We start from the raw sequence: 16385 nt of genomic DNA on the forward strand, positions 1-16385 counted from the left end.
GGCCCTATGCGTTCCACCGGAGCCGACATCCTGGTCGTCGATGACGAGGCCGATATCCGCGACCTCGTCTCGGGCCTGCTCGAGGACGAGGGCCACGCGGTCCGCACCGCCTCGTCGTCCGAGGAAGCCCTGGCCGGCATCCGCGCCAGAAAGCCCAGCCTGATCGTCCTCGATATCTGGATGCAGGGCGGCGGCATGGACGGGCTGGAGCTGCTCGACCTGATCAAGACGCTCGACACCGACCTGCCGGTCGTCATGATCTCGGGCCACGGCAATATCGAAACCGCCGTCAGCGCCCTGAAACGCGGCGCCTACGACTTCATCGAAAAGCCGTTCAAGTCCGACCGCCTGGTCGTCGTCATCGAGCGCGCGCTGGAAGCCGCTCAGCTGAAGCGCGAGAACCGCCGCCTGCGCGCCGTGGCCATGACGCCGTCGGGGCTGATCGGTCGCTCGGCCGCCGCCCAGGTCCTGCGCACCACCATCGTCAAGGTCGCCCCGGCCAACAGCCGCGTCCTGATCTCGGGCCCTCCGGGCTCGGGCAAGGAACTGGTCGCCCGCCAGATCCACGAGGCCAGCCCCCGCGCCAAGGGCGAGTTCGTCGCCATCTCCGCCGCCGGCATGACCCCCGAACGCCTCGACCTGGAACTGTTCGGGGAGGAGGGTCACGACGGCCGTCCGCGCAAGATCGGCGTCTTCGAACGCGCTCACAACGGCACCCTCTATCTGGACGACGTCGGCGACATGCCGCGCGAAAGCCAGAGCCGCATCCTGCGCGTCCTGGTCGAACAGCGGTTCCGACGCGTCGGCGGCGAACAGGACGTCCAGGTCGACGTCCGCGTCGTCACCTCCACCTCCCGCGACCTGAAACAGGAAATCACCGAGGGCCGCTTCCGCGAGGACCTGTTCCACCGTCTGAACGTCGTGCCGATCCGCGTCCCGCCCCTGGCCGAACGTCGCGAGGACATCAGCGAACTGGTCGACTACTTCATCGAGACCCTCAGCGTGTCCCAGGGGCTGCCGCGCCGGAAACTGGGGGACGACGCCATCGCCGTGCTCCAGGTCCACCCCTGGCCGGGCAATGTCCGCCAGTTGCGCAACAACGTCGAACGCCTGCTGATCCTGGCCACCGGCGACCTGAACGACCCGATCTCGGCCGACATGCTGCCCCAGGAGGTCGCCTCCACGAACGGGGGAGGGATGGGCGCCGAACGCACCATAGCCCTTCCGCTGCGCGAGGCTCGCGAGGTCTTCGAGCGCGAATATCTGGCCGCCCAGATCATGCGTTTCGGCGGAAATATCTCGCGCACGGCCGCCTTCATCGGCATGGAGAGATCGGCGCTTCACCGCAAACTGAAATCGCTGGGCGTGTCGCCCTCGCGGGGCGGTGAGGACGACGAAGGGAATATCGACTGATGTCGCGCGTCGCCTATGTGAACGGGGTCTATCAACGCCACTCGGAGGCGACGATCCATGTCGAGGATCGCGGCTTTCAGTTCGCCGACGGCGTCTATGAGGTCTGGTCGGTCTTCGACGGTCGCATGGCCGATTTCGAAGGCCACATGACCCGCCTTCACCGCAGCCTCAATGAGCTGCGCATCGACATTCCCATGTCGGTCGAGGCCCTGACCCGCGTCCTGAAGGAGACCATCCGCCGGAACCGCGTCCGGAACGGCATCGTCTATCTGCAGGTCACCCGCGGCACAGCGCGGCGCGACCACCCGTTCCCCGCGCCCGGCACCCCGCCCAGCGTCATCGTCACGTCCAAGTCCCTCAGCGCCGCGAAGTCCGACGCGACGGCCGCCAACGGCGTCGCCGTCGTGACCCATCCGGACATCCGTTGGGGCCGTTGCGACATCAAGACCGTGGGCCTGCTACCCAACGTGCTGGCCAAACAGGCCGCCCGCGACAAGGGCGCCTATGAGGCCTGGATGGTCGACGAAATGGGCCTGGTCACCGAGGGCTCCTCGACCAACGCCTGGATCGTGGACAAGCACGGCAAGCTCCGGACCCGCGACACCCAGGCGAATATCCTGAAGGGCATCACCCGCACCGCCATCATGACCATGATCGAGGAGGAGGGGATCGAACTGGACGAGCGCCCCTTCAGCGTGGACGAGGCCAAGGAGGCGAAGGAGGCCTTCTTCACCGCCGCCGGCGCCTTCGTCATGCCCGCCGTCTCCATCGACGGGGTCAAGATCGGCGACGGCAAGCCCGGCCCGATCGCCACCCGTCTGCGCGCCCGCTACATCGAGGAAGCCAAGCGGGACTCGGTCTGACGTATACGGCCATCTGAGGTTGACTCCCTTCTTGCACGTTGCGAGCGTCGACACCCTGCTGTGGGGCATATGATGTTGAACCGACTACAAAGACTGGCTGTCGGCCTGTTCTCCATATGGGTTGTAGGTTGGGGTGCGGCTTGGGGGCTCGGCGCATACAAAGTTGATGAGCACGGACAGTTCGTCGCTCGGTTTATGTCGCATGGCACAGACAGCGGTCTGAGCACCTCTACGGTGCTCGCGGTTGCTGAAGCTGGTGTCGAACGGATGCAGTCTTGGGAAAAGGTCCGGGATGCGGCTGCGTTGTGGGGACCTTTGGGTGCGGTGGCAATTGGCATCATATTCGGCAGCGTCATCTACGTACTCGGCGGACGGCCGAAGGCTGCGGAAACTGACACTTAGTTAGTTGCAGGTGCGGACAGCCAGCGTTTAAGGTGTCCTTGCCGGGCGTTCGATCCGGACCCGCGATCCTCCCCCGACGCGGCGTAACAACCAAGAACAGGACCAACCTGCCATGTCGCAAGACAAGCGTCAGAACCTTCAGGACACCTTCCTCAACTCCGTCCGCAAGACCAAGACCCCGCTGACCATCTTCCTGGTGAACGGCGTCAAGCTGCAGGGCATCGTGACCTGGTTCGACAACTTCTGTGTGCTGCTCCGTCGCGACGGCCAGTCTCAGCTCGTCTACAAGCACGCCATCTCGACGATCATGCCGTCGGCTCCCGTGCAACTGTACGAGCCCGACGCCGACGAGGATTGAGCCTCGTCATCCTCGGGCTTGTCCCGAGGATCCATCGTTCCGATATAGCGCTGTCTCGCGTGGGCCCTGCGGCTCCTCGCGAACCATCTCGCTCGCGCCTGATTTGCCATGGATCCTCGGGACAGGCCCGAGGATGACGTGTGCTAGGGTGCGCGGCGTCCCCATCCGAACGACAGAGACCTTTTGACCACCAAGCTCATCGACCATTCCGTGCCGCTCATCCGCGCGGTCGTCATCCATCCCGACCTGGGCGAGCGCAACGCGCGTCCGGCCGAGGATCGGCTGGAGGAGGCCGCCGGCCTCGCTCGCGCCCTGGACCTCGACGTCAGGGCCGAAGAGATCGTGCGTCTCAGGAAGACCACGCCCGCAACCCTGTTCGGCGCCGGCAAGGTGGAGGAGATCGCCGCCCTGATCCGCGCCGCAGAGGCCGAGGCCGCCGTCGTCGACGACGACCTGACCCCGGTCCAGCAGCGCAATCTGGAGAAGGCCTGGGAGTGCAAGGTCATCGACCGCACCGGCCTCATTCTCGAAATCTTCGGCCGCCGCGCGCGCACCAAGGAGGGCCGCCTCCAGGTCGAACTGGCCCGTCTCGACTATGAGCGCTCGCGCCTCGTCCGCACCTGGACCCACCTGGAACGCCAGAGGGGCGGCACCGGCTCGACCGGCGGCCCCGGCGAGACCCAGATCGAGCTCGACCGCCGCCTGATCGCCGACCGCATCGTCCGTCTGAAGGGCGAGCTGGAGGAGGTGCGCCGCACGCGCGGCCTGCACCGCAAACGCCGCAAACAGGCGCCGTTCCCCTCGGTCGCCCTGGTCGGCTACACCAACGCCGGCAAGTCGACCCTGTTCAACCGGCTGACGGGCTCCGAGGTCCTGGCCAAGGACCTGCTGTTCGCCACCCTGGACACCACCCAGCGCACCATCCGATTGCCGCAGGGGCGCCCGGCCATCATCGCCGACACCGTGGGCTTCATCTCCGACCTGCCGCACGAACTGGTCGAGAGCTTCCGCGCGACCCTGGAAGAGGTGGGCGAGGCCGACCTGATCCTGCACGTCCGGGACATCGCCTCGGACGACACGGCGGCCCAGGCCCGCGACGTCGAACAGGTCCTGAAACAGATCGAGCAGCCCCAGAATCCTGATGGGAGCAGCAAACCCCGTCGCATCCTCGAGGTCTGGAACAAGATCGACATGCTGGACCCCGAGGCCCGCGAGGCCATCGAGGGTCAGGCCGCCCGCTCGGGCCACAATGCGGTGGCCGTCTCCGCCTGGACCGGCGACGGCATCGAACGCCTGCGTCAGGCCATCACCGACCTGATCGACGACGATCCGGAGACCGAACTGGTCCTCGAACCGTCGCAGGGGAACGCCCTGGCCTGGCTCTATGAGCACGGCCGCGTCACCGCCCGCGACACGGACGCCGAGGGCCGCACCCACCTGACCGTCCGTCTGGATCCCCAGGCCATGGGCCGGTTCGAACGCCAGTTCGGCGCCCACTAGATGGAGTTGATCGAGACCACCCTGTTCCTGCTTCTGGCCGTGGTGGTCTCGGGTCCCATCGCGCGGATGACGCGCATCGCCCTGCCTCTGGTCCAGATCGCGCTCGGCGCCGGCATCGTGCTCTCGACCGGCCACACGGTGGATCTGGAGCCGGACATCTTCTTCCTGCTCTTCCTGCCTCCGCTGCTGTTCCTCGACGGCTGGCGCATCCCCAAGGAGGACCTGTTCCGCGACAAGGCGATCATCCTCGAGCTGGCGCTGGGTCTGGTGGTCTTCACCATCGTGGGCCTGGGCGTCCTGATCTGGTGGATGATCCCCGAGATGCCATGGGCCATGGCCTTCGCCCTGGCCGCCATCCTGTCGCCAACCGACCCGATCGCGGTCCAGGCCATCGCCGCCCGCACCCCCATCCCCAAGCGGCTGATGCACATTCTGGAGGGCGAAAGCCTCTTGAACGACGCCACCGGCCTGACCGGCATGCGTCTGGCCATCGCGGCGGCCTCGACCGGCGTCTTCGTCCTGACCGAGGCCATCGGCACCTTCGCCTGGCTGGCCCTGGCCGGCGTCGCCACCGGGGTCGTGGTCACCTGGCTCATCTCCAAGGCCAAGGCTTGGGTCAGCCGCCGCTGGGGCGAGGATGTCGGCGCCGAGATCCTGATCAGCCTGATCATCCCCTTCGCCGCCTATCTGGCCGCCGAGGAGTTGCACGCCTCGGGCATCCTCGCGGCCGTCGCCGCCGGCATCACCATGGGCTTCACCGAGCGCGACGGCGGCAAGGGCCAGTCCCTGGCCACCACCCGCGTCCGCCGCGCTGCCGTCTGGGACGCGGTCCAGTTCGCGGCCAACGGCCTGATCTTCGTCATCCTGGGCGAACAGATGCCGTCGATCCTCGACCGCGCGACCGACGTCGTGGCCGGCACCTCGCGGCCCGAGGTCTGGTGGCTGGCCGTCTATGTCTTCGCCATCGTCGCGACCCTGGCCGTGCTGCGCTTCGCCTGGGTGTGGGCCTCGCTGCGCCTGACCCTGTTCAGGAAGCGCCAGAAGGGCCCGGCGCCCAAGGTGGGCCTGCGCCTCACCGCCGTTATGTCGCTGGCGGGGGTGCGGGGCGCCATCACCCTGGCCGGCATCCTGACCGTCCCGTTCGTGCTCGCCGACGGCACGCCCATGCCGGCCCGCAACCTCGCCATCTTCCTGGCCGCCGGGGTCATCATCGTCTCCCTGGTCCTGGCCACGGTCGCCCTGCCGCGCCTCCTGAAAGGCATCGAGCTCCCGCCCGAGCCCTCGCATCAGCGGGAAGAGGACCGGGGCCGCGTCGCCGCCGCCACGGCCGCCCTGCGCGCCATCGACGACGCCTCCCACGCCATGGGGGAGGGCACCCTCAACCCCGATCTCTACTCCGAGGTCGGCGGCCGCCTGATGGAGTTCTACCGCTACCGCATCGAGACCCGCACCCGCACCGAGGACGACGACGCCGAAGCCGCCCGCCTGGCCGACGACGTCGAACGCGCCTTGCGCCTGACGGGTCTCAACGCCGAGCGCGACGAACTCCGCCGCCTCGCCCGCGCCCGCCAGATCGACGAGGAGACGGCCCGGAAGCTGATCCGCGAGATCGACCTTCAGGAACTGCGCTACGTCTGAGCCCTCGACCTCTGGTCGTGGCTAAACACGTTCGACCCTCAGTCTCGAACTGTTCGGTAGCCGACATTCGGGTTGGCCGTCGCCTGTCCGCCTGATAGGCGTAACGACGATCGCCTGTAATTCAGGCGTCCACCGGGGGCGGAATGTTCGGAAAAATCGTCGGCGGCCTGGCCGCCATCCTCGTCTCGGCGGCGGCCTGTCTGGCCGCGCCGTCCGCCATGGCCCAGAACGCCTACATCACCAACGGGGGCAGCAACACCGTCTCGGTGATCAATACGGCCACCAACGCCGTGGTCGCCACCGTACTGGTGGGCGCGACGCCCACCGGGGTCGCCGTGAGCCAGAACGGATCCCGCATCTACGTGACCAACTTTAACGACGCGTCCGTTTCGGTGATCGATGCGTCGACCAACGCCGTGGTCGCCACGATACCCGTCGGGACCACTCCCCTCGGCGTAGCCGTCAGCCCCAACGGCGCGCGCGTCTATGTCGCCAACATCTCCGACCATACCGTCTCGGTGATCAACACCGCCACCAACCTTGTCGTCGCGACCGTGGCCGTGGGCGGCAACCCGTACGGCGTGGTCGTCAGTCCCGACGGCGCCCGCGTCTATGTCGCCAGCACAGGCTCGAGCTCCGTTTCGGTGATTGATACGGCCACCAACACCGTCGTCGCCACGCCGACGGTGGGCGTCGGCCCGAGAGGCGTCGCCCTGAGCCCGAACGGCGCCCGTCTTTATGTCGGCACTGCTTCGAACTCGGTCACGGTGATCGACACGGCCACCAACGCGTTCGTGAGCAACGTGCCAGTCGGCATCACAGCCTTCGGCGTCGCGGTGAGCCCGAACGGCGCCCGCGCCTATGTTTCCAACTACAATTCCGCCACCGTCTCGGTGATCGACACCGCGACCAACACCGTTGTCGCCACCGTGGGCGTGGGATCCAACCCCTACGGCGTGTCGATCACCCCCAACGGCGCCCGCGCCTATGTCGTCAACTTCGGAGACAACACCGTCTCGGTGATTGACACCGCGACGAACACCGTCGTCGCCACACTGCCGGTGGGCGGTAGTCCTTACGGCTTCGGCCAGTTCATCACGCCCGCTGCGCCCGCCCCTGTTCCCACCCTGACCGAATGGGCAATGATCCTGCTGGGCCTGATGCTGGCGGGCGGGGCGGTCGCGATGATCCAGCGGCGGCGCGTCACGGTCTGATCCCGGACATCAGCCGACGGACAGCCTTTCCGAAACCGCCAGACCGCTCCAGCCCCTCGCCACGGACCGCCTCGATGACGATGAACCCGAAGATGATGCACGCGGCGGCGATCCTGTTCGCCCTGCTGCTGGTGAACCTGTCCGTCGGTCAGGCTGCCGCCCAGACCACGCGATATGTTCTCACGTCTGAAGACTACACCGCCGTCCTCAATACCGCGGCGACGCCCTGCGACCTTGCTCCGTGTCCGACCTTGACCACCAACATGAAGGCCCAGGGGTCTATCACCTTCTCGGCGCCGCTGGCGCCGAACCTCTCATCGACCTCGATCCCGACCTCTCAGGTCGTGGCCTATCATTTCGAGGATGGCGTCACGACCTACGACAAGTCCGATTCGCGATCACGGAATCCCTACGTTATCGTCACGACGGATGGGGCAGGGGTTGTTACGGATTTCTCCATCGCGTTTCACAGATGGAACGTCGCTCCCGGAACCGGGGACGTGACCGGCCGCCTCGCCTTTCTCGATCTGCGCCCCACCTCCGTCAATGTCCTTGCGAATTCGCCGTGTACGGCAGGGCCGACCACATCGGCTTTCAACGGCGAGACCGACATATGCGCCGGGCTCGGCTTCGGGGACGACACCGTCGCCAGCCAGAACATCGGCGGGGCGGTGTCCTTCGTGCTCGCGCCGATCGCCCCCGTTCCCACCCTGACCGAATGGGCGATGATCCTGCTGGGCCTGATGTTGGCCGGCGGGGCGGTCGTGATGATCCAGCAGCGGCGCGTGATGGTCTGACCGGCCGCCGGCCCATGCCGAACGACCGATTTTGACGCAGGGCCATGCCAGCTTTCCGGGCATGACCTCCGACACACAACTCGACCCGCTTTCGCTCGACGGCCTCGGCGGCGACTACTGGGACCATGCCCGGCGGGAATATCTCTCGGGCGTGAAGGCGACGACCGTCTGCCAGCGGTACGGCATCTCGCTCAGTTCCTTCCGGCTGCACGCGCGGGTCGGGGGCTGGCGGCGCATCGATCAGCGGACCAGCGAGGTTCCGCCCGAGTTCGGCGAATACCATCGCGACGACAACGTCAGCTTCGCCGACCTGGCCGGCGAGGCCTTCCTGAACATGCGCCGGGCGCTGGGCATGGGCCGCGCCTCCGAGGCCTCGACCTGGATGCGCGTCTACGACAGCCTCGCCGACCGCGCCCGCGCCGAGGTCATGGCGGAACTGCCCGACATCTCGCCGCCCTTGCTGGAGTCCAAACGCGAGCCGCTGAGACTGACCGCATCGGGCGACACGAACATCAACGATTTGAATGTGATACCCGAAATTTCCGACGCTATCTCTCAGGAATTGGACTCTTTGGACTCGGTACCCCCAGAGTCCAATTCCTGACCCGTCTCCTCCCTGTTCGCCACTTGGCGAATGGGGAGGTGGCAGCGAGCTCTTGCGAGCTGACGGAGGGGTTCTTGGGTGCGCGCAGAAAGAGCCCCTCCGTCTCTCCGCTACGCTCCGAGCCACCTCCCCATCCTGTGGATGGGGAGGAGACCAACCCTACGGCTCGTACCGCACCAGCGGCGTATCCCCCCGCAGATACAGGGGGTGTTTCGGGCTCCCGTCCCCATTGGTCCCGAAGCACCATAGCTCCACCCCGTCCGCCCGCATCGCCTCGATCAGGGCCCGCCCCGCCGGCGCCAGCGCCTTGTTGAGCTTGCCATGGCACAGGACCACCCGACCGGCCCCCGCCGCCGCCTTGCGGATCGCCGGCAGGTTTTCGGGCGACGACGCCTCCACCCCCGGCGCCAGCAGCATCTTGGGATCCGTCGCCCGGTAGTCGCCGACGTTGGCCTTGACCATGGCGTCGAACCCCTCCCGCTGGGCGAAGGTCCACTCCCGCGCGCAGGTCGGGTCGTTGACGCTGGCGTCCGCCGTCGACGGATTCATGCCCACGAACAGGATGTACCGCTCGGGAAAGCTCGCCCCCAGCCAGCGCCGCATCAGCTGGCGATACCGCCCGTCCTCGCTGAAGGTCGCGTCGCCATTGACCCCCGGCATCAGCGACAGCCGCACCTTGCCGCCGGGATCGTGCTTGTCCGCCGTCACGCCCGCTCCGCCATCTTCGCCGCGTCCCACAGCCCGTCCATCTCGGCCAGATCCGACTGGTCCGGCGTCCGCCCGTTCTTCGCCAGCTCCGCCTCGATGAAGCCGAACCGCCGCACGAACTTCGCATTGGCTCCGCGCAGGGCGTCCTCCGGCTCCACCCCCAGCTTCCGCGCCAGGTTGGCCACCACGAACAAGAGGTCGCCCATCTCCTCGCGCGCCTTCTCCAGGTCGCCCGCGGCGATCTCGGCCCTCAGTTCGGCGACCTCCTCGTCCAGCTTGTCGAAGACCTCGTCGGTGCTCGGCCAGTCGAACCCGACCCGCGCGGCCCGCTTCGTCAGCTTCGCCGCCCGGTGCAGGGCGGGCAGGCCCACAGGCACGTCGTCCAGCACCCCGTGCTGAGCCTTGGACGCCCGCTCGGCCGCCTTGATCTCCTCCCACCGCAGCTTCTGGGCCGGGCCGTCGGCTTGCGCCGCCTCATCGGCGAAGACGTGGGGGTGACGGCGGACCAGCTTGTCGCACATGGCCTGCGCAACATCATCGTATGCGAACAGCCCCTGTTCCTCGGCCATCCGGGCGTGGAAGACGACCTGGAACAGGAGGTCCCCCAGCTCGGTCTTCAGCTCTCCCATGTCGCCCCGCTCGATGGCGTCGGCGACCTCATAGGCCTCCTCGATCGTATAGGGGGCGATGCTCTGGAAGGTCTGCTCCACATCCCACGGACAGCCGCCGTTCGGGTCGCGCAGCCGGACCATGATCGCCTTCAGCCGGTCCGTCGGGTTCATGCGTCGCGTGCCTCCAACTCACGCCGGATCTCGTCGTGCCGCGCGGGCGTCAGCGGGTAGTTCTTCAGGCACAGGGCCGCCGAGGCCAGCAACAGGCCGGGCAGGGCGATGAACAGGATCTGGAGCATCAACAGCGACCCCGGGCTGTTCCCCCCCACCGGCGGCACCGCCTGGAAGCCCACGCCCTGCAGGATCAGATAGGGCACCAGGGCCACGACATGCCCGACCTTCGTCGTCGCCGACAGGATGGAGAACATCAGCCCGGTCCGGTCCACTCCCGTCTCCAGCCGCACCTCGTCCCCCACATCCGCCATCATGGCCCGGAGCAGAAACAGCCCTGCCGCATAGGGCAGGCCGGCGATGAACATGGCCACGGCCGTCACCGCGAAGTTGCCTCCCGGCACCAGCGTCGCCCCAATGTAGAAGGCCGCGAACACCAGACTGGCCACGGCCAGAGCCTTGTCCTTGCCGATCTTCGTCGCCAGCCACGCCCAGAACGGCGCCCCGACCAGCCCGGCCACGAAGTAGAGCAGCATGAACAGGGACGCCTCGGTGTGACCGTACCCCTTGATCTGGCCGAAGAAGAAGAACAGCAGCGATCCGGTAATGCCCGGCGCCACGCCCAGAACCACGTCGGCCAGCAGCAGCTTCCGGACGGCCTTACGCTTGAACAGCTCAAGATAGGCGCCGAGGCCCCCGTGGGGCTGGGCCCCCGCATTGACCGGCTCCGGCACCGCCAGGAAGGCCAGTCCGATGGTCACCGGCAAGGCGATCAGGATGGCCCAGCCCATGATCCGGACACCGTCGGCGTAGTCGCCGATGCCCGTCTGGATGACGACCGTCGGCAGGATCAGGATCAGGATCACCCCGATGATGTTGAACACCTGCCACCAGCCGTAGACCCGGCTGCGCTGGTCGTATTCCGGCGCCAGCACCGCCGCCCAACCCAGCTGCCCCAGGGTCCCGATCGAGAAGCCGAGGTAGAGGACCAGCAGCCAGGCGAACAGATAGACCGGCCCGGCGCCCGGCTGGACCATCACGAACATCATGAAGGCCGCCAGCATCAGGATCGGCGTCGACAGGGCCATCCAGGGCCGGTAGCGGCCGAACCTCGTCTTCGTCCGGTCCATGGCCCAGCCAATGAAGGGGTCGAAGGTGATGTCGATCAGACGCACCGCCATGAACACCGTGGCCACCACCCCCAGCTCCAGCCCCACATGGGTGGCGTAGAACTCCGGCAGGGTGACCGGCAGGGCGACGCCGAAGGCCGCCAGCGGCAGGCAGACCGTGGAGAAGGCGGCGAGGACGGCATTGCTGCGCCGGGGGGCTTTGGGGGCGTCGGACATGGAGGGATCCAGCGGCGGCGCCTCGACTCGGCGACGGCGCACCATGCCCGTTTTTCGGCCGCTCGAAGAGGGGCCTTGCTTGCGCCGCGAGGGTGAGGCTTCCTTTGCCGATGCGGAGGGGGATCCTGGCAGTTCTGGCGGCGGCGGCCCTTGTCTGGGTCTTGCCGAACACCGCCTCGGCCCAGGGGCGGTGCGAGACCGGGCGCGGCGTCTGGGCCGATCAGGCGGTGGCCAACGCTATCTCCCTCTATGCGCTGGAGTGGGCGCCGTTTGGGGCGACCGAGGTGGGCTGGGGGACCTATCTGCCGCTGCTGCAGAAGGAGCTGGGCACGGACTGCGAGCCGGGCACATCGGACTTCGCGGCGGCCCTGGCCGGGTTCCAGGCCCGCTACGCCCTGCCGGCGACGGGGGTGTTCGATCAGGCGACGTTCAATGTCCTCAAGGGTGTCCTGCAGGAGCGTCGGCCCTTCGTGATGGCTCGTATCCGGGATGAATGCCCGGAGCCGCCGCCGCTGCGGGAGCTCGGCTATCTGGAGGTCCAGGAGGAGCACGCCGACCGGCTGACCCGGCTGCTGCGGCGGGACGTGCTGGACGCCTATCGCCGGATGGCGGCCGCCGCGCGGTATGAGGTTCCCGAGATCCGGAACGATCCGGAGCTGCTGCAGATCTTCTCCGGCTTCCGGGATCCGGAGGCGGATTCGGCGCGGTGCGCGGCGGAGCGGAACTGCGATGGGCTGAGGCGGGCGGTCTGTTCGCCGCACAGGACGGGGACAGCGGTCGATCTGTATGTCGGTCAGCTGCTGGGCATGGGGGTCGACTCGACGCGACCGGAGAGCCGCCAGCATATGAGCCAGGGGGCGGCCTATCGGTGGCTGGTCAGGAACGCGGGGCGGTTCGGCTTCGTGCCCTACATCTATGAGCCCTGGCACTGGGAGTGGGTCGGGCCGTGAGGGGGCTGACCGAGGGCGAGCGGCGGCTGGCCAGGGGGGAGTTCGGGGCGGCGGTCGACCTTGACCGGGTATGCTTGGCGGGGACGCCCTGGCCGTTCGATCGGGCCTTTGTGCCGGGGCGCTGGTTCGGGCGGGACTGGATCTTGTGGCCGGGGAGGGGGCTTCCCGAGGACTTCGCCTTGGCCCCGGTCTCCTTCCAGGCGGTCCTTATCCATGAGCTGGTCCATGTCTGGCAGGCGCAACGGGGGGTGAACCTGTTGGCCGGGAAGATCCGGGCGGGAGACGGGCCCTCGGCCTATGGGTATCCGAAGGCGCCGTGCGGGTGGGATGAGCTGAACATCGAGCAGCAGGCGATGGCGGTGGAGCATCGGTTCAAGGCCGGGCGGGGGCTGAGGGTCCCGGAGGAGGCGAGCCTGTACGGCGGCCTCTGTCCCATTGGATCGAAATCGGTCCAGGGGGCTTGAACCCTCCGAGGCAATCGTTACATCTGTCACTGCAATAGTTGCAGAACGAAGACAGGAACGACCCATGACCAAGGTGCTGGTTCTCTATCACTCGACTTATGGCCACATCGAACAGATGGCCGAGGCGGTCGCGGAAGGTGCGGCCTCCGTCGAGGGCGTGACGGTCGACATCAAGCGGGTCGAGGAGACCGTGCCCGAAGAACTGGCCATCCAGTCCCATTACAAGCTCGACCAGAAGGCGCCGATCGCCAGTGTCAACGACCTTGAGAACTACGATGCCATCATCGTCGGCGCGGGGACCCGGTTCGGGACGGCGGCGGCCCAGATGCGGAACTTCTGGGACCAGACCGGCGGCGTGTGGTTCCAGGGCAAGCTGGTCGGCAAGGTCGGCGGCGCCTTCACCTCTTCGGCGACCCAGCACGGCGGCAACGAGACGACCCTGATCGGCCTGATCCAGACCCTGATGCACCACGGCATGGTGGTGGCCGGTCTGCCCTATGCCTTCGCCGGCCAGATGACGCTGGAAGAGATCTCGGGCGGCTCGCCTTACGGCGCGACGACGATCACGGGCGGCGACGGCTCGCGTCAGCCCAGCGCCAACGAACTGGCCGGCGCCCGGCACCAGGGCGAGTACATCGCCGGACTGGCCAAGAAGCTGAAGGCCTGAGACCGATGCGCCAGCCCGCCGTCTTCTTCGGTCACGGTTCGCCGATGAACGCCCTGGGCGGTCCCTATGCGGACGCCTGGAAGGCGGTCGGCGAGGCCATCGGCAAGCCCAAGGGCGTCGTCATGGTCTCGGCCCACTGGGAGACGCGCGGTCTGGGCGTGACGGCGCAGGCGCGGCCCGAAACCATCCACGATTTCGGAAACTTCGGCCCGGAACTGCATGCGATGCAGTATCCGGCGCCGGGGTCGCCCGAACTGGCGCGGCGGGTGTCCGATCTGGTCGGGGCCCAGCCCGTAGAGATGTGGGGGCTGGATCATGGGACCTGGTCGGTGCTGGTCCATGTCTGGCCGGACGCCGACGTGCCGGTCGTGCAGCTGTCGCTGAATCGCGAGCTGACGGCGCGTCAGCACTATGAGCTGGCCAGGCGGCTGAAGCCCCTGCGCGAGGAAGGCTATGTGATCGCCGGCAGCGGCGACTTCGTTCACAACCTGCGGACCTGGAAGCGGGACGGGGGCGAGGCCTATCCCTGGGCGACCAGTTTCAACGAGGCGGTGAAGTCGGCCTTCGAGCGCGGCGATCACGACGCCCTGATCGACTGGGTCGACCTGGCCGAGGACGCGCAGCTGAGCGTGCCGACCGATGAGCACTATCTGCCGCTGCTCTATGTGGCCGCGCAGCAGGAAGCGGGCGAGCCGGTCGCCTTCTTCAACGACGTGATCGAGGGCGGTTCGATCTCGATGACGGGCGTACGGATCGGCTGAACGTCAGAGGTCCATTGCACTGTTTCCGGGATTCGGAGTGCAACAGTGCAAGGTTGACGGTGGCACTGTTTCCGAAAATGGAGTGCCACGTGCCACGTGCCAACCCAATGGAAACAGAGGCTTAGGCCGATCCCGAGGCTTCGGCGTGCCAGATTATGCGAAACGCGTGGTTCCGGCGGATGCGATTTTCAAAGACCTGGCCCTGACGTGGGGGCGAGCCTCAGGCGTCGCAAGGGCTGACGGAGAAAATATTCTCAGATCGACGAGGCGGTCCGATCAGGCCGCCTCGGCCATCTCCACGAGCTGCTGGATCGCGACATAGTCGGTCTTGCCGGTGCCCAGGACGGGCAGCATGCGGACCTTCACGATCTTCTTGGGCACGGCCAGTTCGGGGGCGCCGTGCTGGCGCGCCCATTCGGCGATGCGAGCGACGTCGGCGTCCTTGCGTTCGGTGACCAGGACCAGTTTCTCGCCCTTGCGCGCATCGGCGACGGAGATGACGGCATGACGGTCGTCGGGCCAGACGGCCTGGACCAGACCCTCGACGGCGCTGAGCGAGACCATCTCTCCGCCGATCTTGGCGAACCGCTTCACCCGACCGAGGATGGCGATATAGCCCTCAGGGTCGATGTCGACGATGTCGCCGGTGTCGTGCCAGCCGCCATCCAGCGGGTCGATCTTCTTCGGGTCGTCCGGCGAGATATAGCCGGCCATGACGTTCGGACCGCGCAGGAACAGGCGCTTGCCTTCGGTGATGCCCTCGACCACCTCCAGACGCGCCTCCATGCCGGGCAGGATCTGACCCACGGTGCCGGGGCGGTTGCGGTCGGGATGGTTCACGGCGACGACCGGTGCGGCTTCGGTCGCGCCATAGCCTTCCAGCAGTTTCACGCCGCCGAATTTGGTGTTGAACAGGTGGTGGGTCTCGTCACGGACCTTTTCCGCCCCGCCGACCACGAACTTCAGCGTGCGGAAGTCGTCGGGGGAGGCGACGCGCGCCCACTGGTTCAGGAAGGTGTCGGTGGCGAACAGGATGGAGGCGTTCACCTCGGCCAGCAGCGACACGATCTGTTTCGCGTGCAGGGGCGAGGGATACTGGAAGGCCTTCAACCCCTGCAGCAGCGGCAGGATGACCCCGCCGGTCAGGCCGAAACAGTGGAAGGTCGGCAGGGGGTTGAACATGACCCAGGCCGGATCGAGGTCGATGTGGGTCGCGACCTGACGCGCATTGGCGACCAGGTTCTTCTGGCTCAGCAACACACCCTTGGGCGCGCCGAAGCTGCCGGAGGTGAACAGGACCACGCCCGGATCGTCGGGGTTGAGCCTGGTGCGGAAGCGTTTGGGCGCGATGCCGGCCATCAGGCCGAACAGCTTGTCCTGCAAGCCGATGGTGGCGCGCACGTCGTCCAGCCAGACGATCTCGGCCACCGTGCCCAGGGCCGCGACCAGATCGTCCAGCTTGGCCTGTTCGACGAAGCGTTTGGCGCAGAGAATCTTCTTCAGGCCCGAGGCCTGGATGGCGGCCTTCAGATTCCGCTCGCCGGCGGTGAAGTTGAGCATGACCGGCACGCGCCCGAAGGCGTGCAGGCCGAAGAAGGTCACGACCACGCCCATGGAGGAGGGCAGGAGGATGCCGACCCGCTCTTCCGGTTGCGTCATGTTGGCGATCTTGCGGCCCAGGACGAAGGCGGCGCGGATCAGGCCGGTGTAGGTCAGGGGCTTGCGATCCTGATCCTCCAGGATCTCCTTGTCGCCGAACCGGGCGCGCGCGGCGATCAGGGCGTCGAACAGGGATTCTTCGCCTGCCGATGGGTCGAGGCCGGGCCTAAGCAATACGCGTCTCCTCCGGAGGGCTCTCGCGTCGCCCTCTCGCTGTCAGGGGGCAGAACCTAGTTAAGCCCCGCCGCGATGAAAAGAT

Annotated in this window: 16 protein-coding genes; 12 read left to right on the top strand and 4 right to left on the bottom strand. The window is 67.2% G+C overall.

Features of this window, described 5'->3' with window-relative positions; genetic code table 11:
* The first annotated feature begins 6 nt into the window (after window positions 1-6).
* The 8 genes from ACETK8_RS11270 to ACETK8_RS11305 all read left to right on the top strand — a co-directional run bounded on the left by ACETK8_RS11270 (window position 7) and on the right by ACETK8_RS11305 (window position 8789).
* Window positions 7-1413, top strand: a complete 1407-nt coding sequence (locus ACETK8_RS11270; protein WP_374036024.1) for a sigma-54-dependent transcriptional regulator — start codon at window positions 7-9, stop codon at window positions 1411-1413.
* Window positions 1413-2276, top strand: a complete 864-nt coding sequence (locus ACETK8_RS11275) for a D-amino-acid transaminase (protein ID WP_374036025.1) — start codon at window positions 1413-1415, stop codon at window positions 2274-2276. Before ACETK8_RS11270 ends, ACETK8_RS11275 begins: the two co-directional genes overlap by 1 nt.
* A gap of 514 nt (window positions 2277-2790) precedes the next feature.
* Complete coding sequence (gene hfq, locus ACETK8_RS11280) at window positions 2791-3036, top strand: RNA chaperone Hfq (RefSeq protein WP_131249128.1); 246 nt, start codon at window positions 2791-2793, stop codon at window positions 3034-3036.
* Between the two features lie 183 nt (window positions 3037-3219).
* Window positions 3220-4536, top strand: coding sequence for a GTPase HflX (gene hflX / locus ACETK8_RS11285; RefSeq protein ID WP_374036026.1), 1317 nt, complete (start codon window positions 3220-3222; stop codon window positions 4534-4536).
* Complete coding sequence (locus ACETK8_RS11290; RefSeq protein WP_374036027.1) at window positions 4537-6174, top strand: Na+/H+ antiporter; 1638 nt, start codon at window positions 4537-4539, stop codon at window positions 6172-6174. It begins immediately after the preceding gene.
* A gap of 143 nt (window positions 6175-6317) precedes the next feature.
* Window positions 6318-7388, top strand: a complete 1071-nt coding sequence (locus tag ACETK8_RS11295) for an IPTL-CTERM sorting domain-containing protein (RefSeq protein WP_374036028.1) — start codon at window positions 6318-6320, stop codon at window positions 7386-7388.
* 95 nt (window positions 7389-7483) lie between these two features.
* A complete protein-coding gene (locus ACETK8_RS11300) occupies window positions 7484-8185 on the top strand; it encodes an IPTL-CTERM sorting domain-containing protein (RefSeq protein WP_374036029.1) in 702 nt (233 codons plus the stop codon).
* Window positions 8186-8246: 61 nt separating this feature from the next.
* The gene (locus ACETK8_RS11305) at window positions 8247-8789 is read left to right on the top strand and encodes a hypothetical protein (protein WP_374036030.1); all 543 of its coding nucleotides are present in this window, start codon (window positions 8247-8249) and stop codon (window positions 8787-8789) included.
* A gap of 159 nt (window positions 8790-8948) precedes the next feature.
* On the opposite strand, the gene ACETK8_RS11310 is transcribed toward ACETK8_RS11305, so the two are convergent.
* The 3 genes from ACETK8_RS11310 to ACETK8_RS11320 are packed head-to-tail and all read right to left on the bottom strand — an operon-like array spanning window position 8949 to window position 11625.
* Window positions 8949-9497, bottom strand: a complete 549-nt coding sequence (locus tag ACETK8_RS11310; protein WP_374036031.1) for a DUF1643 domain-containing protein — start codon at window positions 9495-9497, stop codon at window positions 8949-8951.
* Window positions 9494-10279 carry a nucleoside triphosphate pyrophosphohydrolase gene (gene mazG / locus ACETK8_RS11315; RefSeq protein WP_374036032.1) on the bottom strand — a complete coding sequence of 262 codons (786 nt, stop codon included), beginning with the start codon at window positions 10277-10279 and terminating at the stop codon, window positions 9494-9496. The genes ACETK8_RS11310 and mazG overlap by 4 nt, the downstream gene beginning before the upstream one ends.
* The gene (locus ACETK8_RS11320) at window positions 10276-11625 is read right to left on the bottom strand and encodes an MFS transporter (RefSeq protein ID WP_374036033.1); all 1350 of its coding nucleotides are present in this window, start codon (window positions 11623-11625) and stop codon (window positions 10276-10278) included. The genes mazG and ACETK8_RS11320 overlap by 4 nt, the downstream gene beginning before the upstream one ends.
* A gap of 110 nt (window positions 11626-11735) precedes the next feature.
* Between ACETK8_RS11320 and ACETK8_RS11325 the strand changes: the two genes are divergently transcribed.
* The 4 genes from ACETK8_RS11325 (at window position 11736) to ygiD (ending at window position 14467) form a co-directional block, all read left to right on the top strand.
* Window positions 11736-12575, top strand: a complete 840-nt coding sequence (locus ACETK8_RS11325) for a D-alanyl-D-alanine carboxypeptidase family protein (protein ID WP_374036034.1) — start codon at window positions 11736-11738, stop codon at window positions 12573-12575.
* Window positions 12572-13039, top strand: coding sequence for a hypothetical protein (locus ACETK8_RS11330; protein WP_374036035.1), 468 nt, complete (start codon window positions 12572-12574; stop codon window positions 13037-13039). The genes ACETK8_RS11325 and ACETK8_RS11330 overlap by 4 nt, the downstream gene beginning before the upstream one ends.
* A gap of 64 nt (window positions 13040-13103) precedes the next feature.
* Window positions 13104-13706: an NAD(P)H:quinone oxidoreductase gene (wrbA, locus tag ACETK8_RS11335; RefSeq protein ID WP_374036036.1), complete on the top strand. Its 603-nt coding sequence runs from the start codon at window positions 13104-13106 to the stop codon at window positions 13704-13706.
* A gap of 5 nt (window positions 13707-13711) precedes the next feature.
* Window positions 13712-14467: a 4,5-DOPA dioxygenase extradiol gene (gene ygiD / locus ACETK8_RS11340; protein WP_374036037.1), complete on the top strand. Its 756-nt coding sequence runs from the start codon at window positions 13712-13714 to the stop codon at window positions 14465-14467.
* Window positions 14468-14743: 276 nt separating this feature from the next.
* On the opposite strand, the gene ACETK8_RS11345 is transcribed toward ygiD, so the two are convergent.
* The gene (locus tag ACETK8_RS11345) at window positions 14744-16300 is read right to left on the bottom strand and encodes an AMP-binding protein (protein WP_374036038.1); all 1557 of its coding nucleotides are present in this window, start codon (window positions 16298-16300) and stop codon (window positions 14744-14746) included.
* Window positions 16301-16385 lie beyond the last annotated feature (85 nt).

Origin of the sequence: Brevundimonas staleyi (assembly GCF_041893865.1) — a bacterium.
Lineage (GTDB): Bacteria > Pseudomonadota > Alphaproteobacteria > Caulobacterales > Caulobacteraceae > Brevundimonas > Brevundimonas staleyi.